A 9,611-nucleotide genomic window follows, 5' to 3' on the forward strand; every position below is an offset into this window, starting at 1 on the left:
GTCTGCACCACCAGCTTTAACAAAAAGCCATCCAGATGCTGTTGCGCGTCCCACAAAAGAGGCAATTGTCACGACACTTTCAAATTAACGTCACGTTTTTGTAAGAGGCATTGCCTAGTCTTTGAACAAAAGTCGACGCAAAGCAGGCTAATTTATGACTGAAAAACGCCACTACCGCACCGTATGGCTGTCTGACATACACCTCGGCTACAAAGACTGCAAAGCCGAGTACTTGTTGGATTTTCTGCGCCACAGCCGCATCGAAACCCTGTATTTGGTAGGGGATATCGTCGATATGTGGGCCATGAGCAAACAGTTTATGTGGCCTAAAGCCCATAATCAGTTGTTCCATCGCCTTATTTCACTGGCCAATGAAGGCACAAAGGTCATCTACCTGCCAGGTAATCATGATGAACCAGCGCAAAAATATGATGGTATGGCCTTCGGTGAAGTGGAAATTCATCGTCAGTATATTCATACCACTGCCGATGGAAAGAAGCTGCTGCTGCTGCACGGTGACCAGTTCGATCAGGAAGTCTGCTTTGGCAAGTTCCACGCCTGGATAGGCGACAAAGCCTACGACTTACTGCTATTTGTCAATCGCTGGTATAACAAAGCGCGTGCCTGGCTGGGTCAGCCATATTGGTCATTGGCAGGCTACATCAAAAGCCGGGTGAGAGGGGCCAATGAAGCCATTGGTCGTTATCGTGACATTGGCTGTAGAACGGCCAGGGATATGGGTATGGATGGTCTGGTGTGCGGACATATCCATCACCCGGAAATCACTCAAAACCAGGAAGTATTGTATTGCAATACCGGCGACTGGATTGAGAATTGCTCGGCCCTAACCGAAGACACCCGGGGCCGGTTAAACTTAGTTTACTGGACGCAAATTCAAACTCAGGTACAGGCGTTGCCGCGCAAGGCCAGTGCCAAACGGGCGGCTTAGGCAATGGCCTAGGTCAGCCTACCGTCATTAAACCGCAATAAAAAGCTCACAAAAACGTCATTGGGCGGACCTAAACTCGGGTGAAATAACTGGCCGAGAAAGTGATCCATGTTTACTGTTGACGAAGTTTTACAAAAACACTATCCCAAACTATCCGCCAACCCACTGGTTTTCAATTCCGCCAAGTTCGTTTTGCGACGCCTGCTGCATGAACGCGAGTTTCAGGAGTTTGCCCGCGACTATCCCTACCTGCAAGGTCTGGAATTTGTTGAGCAGGTGCTTGAGTATTTCAATTTCAGTTATTCGGTACGTGATAGCGAGAAAGAGCGCATTCCCACTCAGGGCCGCCTGGTGATCATTGCCAACCACCCCATCGGCACCTTAGATGGCCTGGCGCTGGTGAAGCTGGTCAGTGAAGTACGTAAAGACATCAAAATTGTCGCCAATGAAATGTTGATGGCGGTTGGCCCGCTGCATCCGATGTTGCTGCCGGTCAATAATATGAATGGCGGTACGGCCAAGGAATGTCTGAGCAATATTCAGAAGTATCTGGCAGAGGAAGGCGTGGTGATTATCTTCCCGGCCGGCGAAGTGTCTCGTTTGCGCCCACAGGGCGTCAGAGATACCCGCTGGCGTAGCGGTTTTTTGCGCATTGCATCCATGGCCAAAGCCCCGGTATTGCCTATTTTTATCGATGGCAAAAACTCACCGCTGTTCTATGGTGTGTCCATGTTGTACAAGCCACTCGCTACCTTGTTTCTGGTGGCGGAAATGTTTAAACAACGCAAGAAACACCTGCCGATGCGGATTGGCGAGATGATCCCATTTGAATCTTATCAGGGACAAAAAATATCCGCCCGCCAGCAGGTCAAACTGTTTAAGAAACACCTCTATCGCATCGGTTTAAATAAGGAAGGCATCTTCCCCACCCAAAAAGCCATTGCATTGCCCGAAGACAGACGAGAGCTCACTAAAGCGATTCGCAAGGAATGTGAACCGCTGGGCTCTACCGCCGATGGCAAAGATATCTACCTTTACCGTTATCAGGGCAGCTCTCCTATTCTGCGTGAAGTGGGCAGACTGCGTGAAGTGGCCTTTCGGGCGGTAGGTGAAGGCAGTAATAAACGTCGCGACATTGATCAGTACGACAGCCACTATTACCACTTGCTGTTATGGGACAATGAAGAACTGGAGATAGTAGGTGCTTACCGCTTTGGTGATGCCAAGCAACTGACAGCGGATAAGGACGGTCCCGGCTTATATTCCGCCAGCCTGTTTGATTATGGTCAGGATATGGACAAATACTTCGAACAGGGCTTGGAGCTGGGTCGCAGCTTTGTTCAGCCTAAATATTGGGGTAAACGCAGCCTGGATTATTTGTGGTACGGCATTGGTGCTTTTTTAAAGCGCCACCCTCAATATCGCTATCTGTTCGGTCCGGTCAGTATCAGCGGCAGCTTACCGCCTGCAGCTAAAGATTTGCTGGTGTATTTCTATCAGTTGTATTTTGGCTCAGAGCAAGGCATTGCCCGCTCCAACCGGCCTTATCTGCTTCCCCAGGATTTGAAGGATGCCTTCAGTGGCCAGGACTACAAAGCCGACTTTACCCAGCTTAAGCATCTGCTGGCCAATATGGGCGTGGCAATCCCGACGTTGTACAAACAATACACAGAAGTGTGTGAACCTGACGGCGTAAAGTTTCTCAGCTTTGGTATTGACCCGGATTTCAACGATTGTGTGGATGGCCTGGTGCTGGTAGATATCACCCGTCTGAAACAAAACAAGCGCGCCCGCTATATGGGAAGCGTATCCGAGCACAACGCCGCCTAATGCGGCGTTTGTGCCACCAACCCGGTCAGCGCCTCCTCAAGACCCTGCCCATCGCCATCTATAGGTGCAAGAGGCCTGATACCCAGAATTCTGGCTACAATGGGATACACATCCAGGTTCGAAAAGGCCGGGATCCTGAGACCCTTTTTAAAGGCTGGTCCTTGTGCCACAAATACCGCCCCCATATCCTGATTGGGAATATAGCCATGAGCCCCCATCACTTGTTGCCCTTGTAAATCTTTTTCGACAAAAAACGCCGGCGCCTGCGTTTCCAGGATAATATCCGCCACACCGGCATGTCCCTGATAGCTAAGCGCGCTTAAACGCTGGTTATTCAGCCACTGATAGCGCCCATTCGCGACATCCAGCAATTCTTGCCTGAAGCGCTGAACTTGCCCGGCGCTGACACCTGGTTTGGCGTAGTACATCAGGCGGGTTCCACTGTTAACCAGTTTGAAATCATCATCATAGGGCAAGGTACGCACGTCTATGGCCTTGTCAGCATGGATTTCTGCCATCCCGTGGTCTGCCACCACCAGCAGATTAACCTCGGGTTTGTCTGCCAGCCCGGCACGTAATAAACCAATAAGCTTGTCAACCTGCTGCACGGCATCTCGGGTCTGAGCAGCCGATGGGCCAAACTCATGGCCAATGGTATCAACCAGAGAAAAATACCCGGCGATAAAACGCGGTCGCTGGGCAACGGGTAAAGCCAACCAGTCAAGGATCTGTTGCACCCGGTCCGAATAATCAGCTTGTTTGGCATAGTGATAATAATAACTGGGGGTCATACCGTTAATGCGGGCATCGGACTCCGGCCAGAAATAGACCGCCGACTTAACACCATGCATCTCTGCCAGATTCCACAGCGGGATACCCTGTATCCAGGTGCTGTCTTTGCCACCATCACCCATTTTGTAGCATTCCTGGCGCTGTTTGTGGCAAAACTTGTTGTCCACAATACCGTGGTGAACAGGTAACAAACCGGTTATCAAAGAAAGGTGGTTGGGGAAGGTTTTACTCGGGTATACCGGCAGCATTCGTTCGGCACGGACGCCTTTTACAGCCATATCGGCCAGGTTAGTGGCATGGTGTTTTTCTATATAGTCCCAGCGAAAGCCATCCAGGGAAATCAGCACCACACTTTGCGTCGCCCCCTGGGCAACAACTGGGCAGAACAACAGCAACAACCGACAAAGCGCCCTTTTTATCATGGCTCTACAACAACTCCATATCGATAGGTTTCTGAGCCGATACTATACCTTGTCAGGCATCGCCCTGCCCACCGCTGAATACGTCAGGAAACCATCTGAGTTTGTTCAGGCCAGTAAACGTTGCAGTACCTCGGTATAAATATCTTCAAGGGCGATCAGGTCTGCAATATGTACCCGTTCGTTGACCTGATGGATAGTGCGATTGGGTACGCCTAACTCCACAACCTGAGTGCGTGCCCCGGCGAAGAAACGGCCATCTGATGTGCCTCCCGAGGTAGACAATACCGGGAACTTACCGGTGTTGTGAAAAATAGCCTGCTCCACCTCATGGATCAGGCTGTTATGACTATCCTGACTGGTAAAATAGGGCTCACAGGGGCGCTCCCATTGCAATTCAAAGCCATTAGTCACAGGTAACAGTGTTTCCTGTATCAACTGTTGCAAAGAAGCCAGATCATATCTGTGACTGTAGCGAATATTAAAGCAGATACTGCATTGGGCCGGCACGATATTATCGGTAAAAGCACCTGAATCGATATGGGTGATCTGTAAGCTGGTACCGGGGAAATCGTCGCTGCCGCAGTCCCAGTTTATGTTGTTAAGCGCCGCTATCACCTTTCCCATCTTGTGAATGGCATTGTCGGCATATTGGGGATAAGCCACATGGCCTTGTTTACCCAGGACTTTTAGCCTGGCAGATATCGCCCCGCGTCGGCCGACCTTAACAGTATCACCGGTTTGTCTTGATGCTGTCGGCTCCCCAACCAGGCAATAGTCCAGGTGAATGTTTTGCCTGTCCAGTTCAGCTTTGAGCACCTTAGAGCCAAACTCAGCCTCACCTTCCTCATCACTGGTGATCAGCCAGACCAGACGCTGATTAAAGGGCTGCTTAGCTGCCAAAAAGCGCTCTGTCGCCGCCAGCATGGCCGCCACTCCGGTTTTCATGTCCGCTGCACCGCGACCAATCAACTCATTGTCGATAATTTGTCCGGCAAAAGGATCGCATAACCACTTATCCAATGGGCCTGGTGGCACCACATCGGTATGTCCGGCAAATGCCAGGGTCTTCTGTCCTTGCCCCAAAATCGCCAACAGGTTACTGACCCCTTCCACCTCAAAATGCTGGCAGCTAAAACCTAGCCTGCTCAGCTTGTCTGCCAGCCACAGCTGGCAGCCCTGATCATCCGGCGTAATAGACCGGCGGCGAATCAATTCCTGACTATAAGCAATGGAGCGAAAAATTTGCTGGTGGCGGGGCAATACACTTAAGGTCATTGGCGGCATCCTGTCGGGGTTTTGCCCATTACAAACGCCCGTTATGACAGACAAATGGCAATTTCAAGACGAACAGATGACAGCAATGAAGGAACTTGGCCCTTGCTAAAGTTTATCAGTGAAATAAAATCAATGGGTTACTACCAGTTACCCGCAAAGGAGATTGTATTGCTGCGCCTGCTCTTTCTTGTTCCGGCGATATTGTGCCTGATTTGGTATCTGTATCTGCGTCATAACGGCTACAGCCTGTCTCAGGGTAAGCAGGGCTTTGTGTATATCCTGATTTTTTCAGCCGTGATCGGTGGATTCTATACACTATTACTTTGGCTGACCCATATATAAGCTTAGGGCCATAGAATAAGGTCGCGGCCGTTGTCAGTATTAATGACAACGGCCTGAGCAACTCTCTAACCAGTCAGGTATTGGCCTTATCAGCCGACTAACGCCAGCAAAATACCGGCCGCCACCGCAGAGCCCAGCACACCTGCCACATTTGGCCCCATGGCATGCATCAGCAGGAAGTTATGGGGGTTGGCTTCCAATCCCACTTTATTCACCACCCGCGCAGCCATAGGCACAGCTGACACGCCAGCCGCACCAATTAAGGGGTTAACCTTGCCACCGCTCAGATGGTTCATCAGCTTGGCCATCAGCACACCGGCTGCAGTGCCTATGGCAAAGGCAATTGCCCCTAACCCCAGGATCCCCAGGGTTTCCAGGGTCAGGAATTTATCCGCAGACAATTTTGAGCCCACCGCCAGCCCAAGAAAGATAGTAACAATATTGATTAACTCGTTCTGCGCGGTCTTACTCAGACGATCCACCACACCACATTCACGCATTAAGTTGCCCAGACAAAACATACCAACCAACGGCGTGGCTGTGGGCAAAAACAAAATGGTCAGTAGCAATACGGCCAGCGGGAACAGGATTTTTTCCCGTTTGGAGACAGTGCGTAGCTGCTCCATTTGAATTTCCCGTTCTGCCTGACTGGTGAGGGCTTTCATAATAGGCGGCTGGATAATAGGCACCAACGCCATATAGGAATAAGCCGCCACCGCAATCGCACCAAGCAATTCAGGCGCCAGTTTTGAGGCCAGGAAAATGGCGGTTGGGCCGTCCGCACCACCAATGATGGCAATGGCCGAGGCATCTTTAAGACTAAACTCAAAACCGGGAACTAAATTAAGTAAAATTGCGCCAAACAAGGTGGCAAAAATACCGAACTGGGCAGCCGCACCTAATAACAGCATTCTGGGATTGGCAATCAGTGCGCCGAAGTCGGTCAGCGCCCCTACCCCCATAAAGATCAGCAGCGGAAACACTCCAGTCTCAATACCAACTTCATACACATAGTAAAGCAAACCACCGGGCTCACTGAATCCAGCCAGCGGAATATTGGTGAGAATCGCACCAAAGCCAATAGGCAGCAACAGTAACGGCTCATACTTACGCACAATGGCCAGATACAACAGCAGCAAGCCAACTGCCATCATCACCAGTTGCCCGCCCTCAAAGTTAGCCAGGGCGGTGGACTGCCACAAGATTGTCAACTTCTCCATGTTGTTTTATCCCAGCGTCAGCAAAGGTTGGCCGGATTGCACGGCATCACCGTCATTCACCAGCAGCTCTATCACCCTGCCGTCATGGGCCGCGCGCACTTCGGTTTCCATCTTCATGGCTTCCATCATCACCACAACATCCCCCTTGCTGACCTGACTGCCAGGTTTAACCAGGATCTTAACGATGTTGCCGGCCAGTGGCGCATTCAGAGTTTCCCCTCCCTGCACTGACGTGGCTTGGGGTACCTTTTCCTCACTGCCCGCTTTGATATCTGTCAGTTCCCCACTTTCAGCCACTTCCACCTGATAAACTTTACCATCCACCCGAACCGAATAGACCGCAGGCCCGGTGCTTGGCTGAGTATTCTGTGGTGCTGCTGGTTTACTGGGTTCATTCCCTGGCGCAGGTTCAAAGGCAGCAGGGTTGTTGCGATTTTGCAGGAACTTAAGGCCGACTTGTGGGAACAGTGCATAGGTCAGTACATCATCCACCTGCTCATTGGCCAGTTGAATAGACTTCTGACTGGCAATTTCTTTAAGCTCCTCTGATAGCTTCTGCAGTTCGTCTTCAATCAGATCGGCGGGTCGACATACAATTGGCTTGTCTCCATTGAGTACCCGGGCCTGCAGCTCTGTATTGACCGGGGCTGCCGTGGCACCATACTCCCCTTTCAATACAGCGGCAGTTTCTTTGGTAATGCTTTTATAGCGCTCACCGGTTAGTACGTTCAGCACCGCTTGGCTGCCAACAATCTGCGATGTGGGAGTGACTAACGGAATAAAGCCCAAATCTTCGCGAACCGAGGGGATCTCCTTAAGCACGTCATCCAAACGATCTTCAGCGCCTTGCTCTCGTAGCTGATTTTCCATATTGGTTAGCATGCCGCCTGGCACCTGAGCAATCAGAATACGCGAGTCAACACCACGCAAACTGCCTTCAAATTTGGCGTACTTCTTACGTACTTCCCGGAAATACGCAGCGATTTCCTCAAGCAGTAACATATCCAGCCCGGTATCCCGCTCCGTGCCCTCAACGATGGACACGATAGTTTCGGTCGCCGAATGGCCGTAGGTCATACTCATGGAAGAAATGGAGGTATCCAGCATATCGATGCCCGCATCAATGGCTTTCTGATAAGTCGCCGTGCTTAACCCCGTAGTGGCATGACATTGCATCGCAATAGGAACGGCGACCGCTTGTTTAAGGCGGGTAATCAGTTCTTCACACTCATACGGCTTAAGCAGTCCAGCCATATCTTTGATACAGATGGAATGCACCCCCATATCTTCCAATTCTCTGGCCATGGTCAGCCACAGTTCCAGATTATGTACCGGGCTGACGGTGTAGGAAATGGTGCCCTGGGCATGTGCTCCTACCTCAATAGCGGCCTTAACCGCCGTTTGTAAGTTGCGCACATCATTCATGGCATCAAAAATGCGGAAGACATCTACGCCATTACTGTGTGCCCGTTCAACAAACTTACGCACCACATCATCCGCATAGTGCCGATAGCCAAGCAGATTCTGGCCCCGTAGCAGCATCTGTTGCGGCGTGTTGGGCATGGCTTTTTTCAATTCGCGGATACGTTGCCAGGGGTCCTCGCCCAGGTAGCGAATGCAGGCATCAAAGGTAGCCCCGCCCCAGGATTCCATTGACCAGTAGCCAACCTTATCCAGTTTCTCGGCAATGGGCAGCATATCTTCAAGACGCATACGGGTAGCCAGCAGGGATTGATGGCCGTCACGCAGCACAAGTTCGGTAATAGCGAGTGGTTTGGACATGGTTTCTCCCGTTAGCTTGGATTGCGATATTGATGAATAGCGGCACTGATAGCTGCCACTTCAGCCGCACTGACAGAGGCTGGTACCTGGGTTCTTTTCGGTGTAACCACCGCAGGCTGGGGTTCGGCAAAACGACTGCATAGCCAGCTAATCAGATTAACCACCCCAATCAGCAAGGAAAGAAATAAAAAAACTACCGCCATACCAACCAGCAAGAGCAGGCCAGCATCTAGTAAAAGTGCTTGAATATCGGCATTCATCCCAGCGAGTCCCTGAAAATAAGTGTGCAGATAAGTAACATGGGGATCACTAAAAAACAACCTGACCATCCGGCTAAAAAGCCATAACAAATAACTATTTATTCATTTATTTGGCATATTTAACCACCAAACAGGAAGAATCATGGATTTTTACCTGATGATATATAGCGATTTATCATGGGGTATTGAATATTGGGAATGACTGAGGGTGTGGTATTTGGTCATAGCGAGAATTGAATATGCTTGCTTTCAACACATTCCTTGACCCCTTCATTCGACATACCGAATAAAAGAAAAAGGCTCTGTGGCTTTGTAATAGCTGACTGCGGGGCTCGCGTTACGGCGTGGAAGGACTACGCTGGGCTATCCTGCCCAGCGCTCTGCGGGCCTTCGCTGTACAGCGCGATGTTCAAAAGTGCTCCAGGCATTTTTGTCGAACCTGGGAGGTTTTACTCCGGCATCCTGCCTTCGCCCAAGGGCCAGCTGAAGCTGTTCTAAAACACTCCTGGTGTTTTAGTCACCCCGTCCCTCGACGATCTAAAAGAAAAAGGCCCCGGCTCTTGTTGATAGCTGACCACTACTGACTACGGTGCTCGCGTCACTGCGTGGAAGGATTACGCTGGGCTATCCTGCCCAGCGCCCTGCGGGCCGTCGCTGTAAGGCAGCGACGTTCAAAAATGCTCCTGACATTTTTGTCGAACCTGGGAGGTTCTCACCCCGTCCCACGACGGGATATAAA

8 protein-coding genes are annotated in these 9,611 nt (G+C 50.8%); 3 read left to right on the forward strand and 5 right to left on the reverse strand.

Annotated elements, in window-relative coordinates; all coding sequences use genetic code 11:
* Window positions 1-154 precede the first annotated feature (154 nt).
* On the forward strand, window positions 155-949 hold the full coding sequence (locus ABD028_RS08440; RefSeq protein ID WP_343844141.1) for a UDP-2,3-diacylglucosamine diphosphatase: 795 nt from the start codon (window positions 155-157) through the stop codon (window positions 947-949).
* 108 nt (window positions 950-1,057) lie between these two features.
* A complete protein-coding gene (gene olsF / locus ABD028_RS08445; RefSeq protein ID WP_343844143.1) occupies window positions 1,058-2,779 on the forward strand; it encodes a bifunctional ornithine lipid synthase OlsF in 1,722 nt (573 codons plus the stop codon).
* Here olsF and ABD028_RS08450 read toward each other — a convergent pair.
* A complete protein-coding gene (locus ABD028_RS08450; RefSeq protein ID WP_343844145.1) occupies window positions 2,776-3,993 on the reverse strand; it encodes an alkaline phosphatase family protein in 1,218 nt (405 codons plus the stop codon). The two genes, olsF and ABD028_RS08450, sit on opposite strands and share 4 nt — an antisense overlap.
* 105 nt (window positions 3,994-4,098) lie before the next feature.
* Window positions 4,099-5,268 carry a succinyl-diaminopimelate desuccinylase gene (gene dapE, locus ABD028_RS08455; RefSeq protein ID WP_343844147.1) on the reverse strand — a complete coding sequence of 390 codons (1,170 nt, stop codon included), beginning with the start codon at window positions 5,266-5,268 and terminating at the stop codon, window positions 4,099-4,101.
* 102 nt (window positions 5,269-5,370) lie between these two features.
* On the opposite strand from dapE, the gene ABD028_RS08460 reads away from it, so the two are divergent.
* On the forward strand, window positions 5,371-5,610 hold the full coding sequence (locus ABD028_RS08460; protein WP_102798283.1) for a hypothetical protein: 240 nt from the start codon (window positions 5,371-5,373) through the stop codon (window positions 5,608-5,610).
* Between the two features lie 89 nt (window positions 5,611-5,699).
* Here ABD028_RS08460 and ABD028_RS08465 read toward each other — a convergent pair whose 3' ends face one another.
* From ABD028_RS08465 to ABD028_RS08475, 3 genes are read right to left on the reverse strand one after another with little or no spacing between them, the layout of a single operon-like run.
* Complete coding sequence (locus tag ABD028_RS08465) at window positions 5,700-6,830, reverse strand: sodium ion-translocating decarboxylase subunit beta (protein ID WP_343844148.1); 1,131 nt, start codon at window positions 6,828-6,830, stop codon at window positions 5,700-5,702.
* Window positions 6,831-6,836: 6 nt separating this feature from the next.
* The gene (gene oadA, locus ABD028_RS08470; protein WP_343844150.1) at window positions 6,837-8,612 is read right to left on the reverse strand and encodes a sodium-extruding oxaloacetate decarboxylase subunit alpha; all 1,776 of its coding nucleotides are present in this window, start codon (window positions 8,610-8,612) and stop codon (window positions 6,837-6,839) included.
* A gap of 11 nt (window positions 8,613-8,623) precedes the next feature.
* Entirely contained in the window at window positions 8,624-8,872 is a 249-nt protein-coding gene (locus ABD028_RS08475; RefSeq protein ID WP_343844152.1) for an OadG family protein, read from the reverse strand.
* Window positions 8,873-9,611: the final 739 nt, after the last annotated feature.

This window comes from Bowmanella denitrificans (assembly GCF_039522935.1).
Taxonomy (GTDB): domain Bacteria; phylum Pseudomonadota; class Gammaproteobacteria; order Enterobacterales; family Alteromonadaceae; genus Bowmanella; species Bowmanella denitrificans.

Excerpts from the sequence above, each read along its gene's own strand:
- ABD028_RS08440 (WP_343844141.1), top strand. The coding sequence starts at position 155 with ATGACTGAAAAACGCCACTACCGCACCGTATGGCTGTCTGACATACAC.
- olsF (WP_343844143.1), top strand. The coding sequence starts at position 1,058 with ATGTTTACTGTTGACGAAGTTTTACAAAAACACTATCCCAAACTATCC.
- ABD028_RS08450 (WP_343844145.1), bottom strand. The coding sequence starts at position 3,993 with ATGATAAAAAGGGCGCTTTGTCGGTTGTTGCTGTTGTTCTGCCCAGTT.
- dapE (WP_343844147.1), bottom strand. The coding sequence starts at position 5,268 with ATGACCTTAAGTGTATTGCCCCGCCACCAGCAAATTTTTCGCTCCATT.
- ABD028_RS08465 (WP_343844148.1), bottom strand. The coding sequence starts at position 6,830 with ATGGAGAAGTTGACAATCTTGTGGCAGTCCACCGCCCTGGCTAACTTT.
- oadA (WP_343844150.1), bottom strand. The coding sequence starts at position 8,612 with ATGTCCAAACCACTCGCTATTACCGAACTTGTGCTGCGTGACGGCCAT.
- ABD028_RS08475 (WP_343844152.1), bottom strand. The coding sequence starts at position 8,872 with ATGAATGCCGATATTCAAGCACTTTTACTAGATGCTGGCCTGCTCTTG.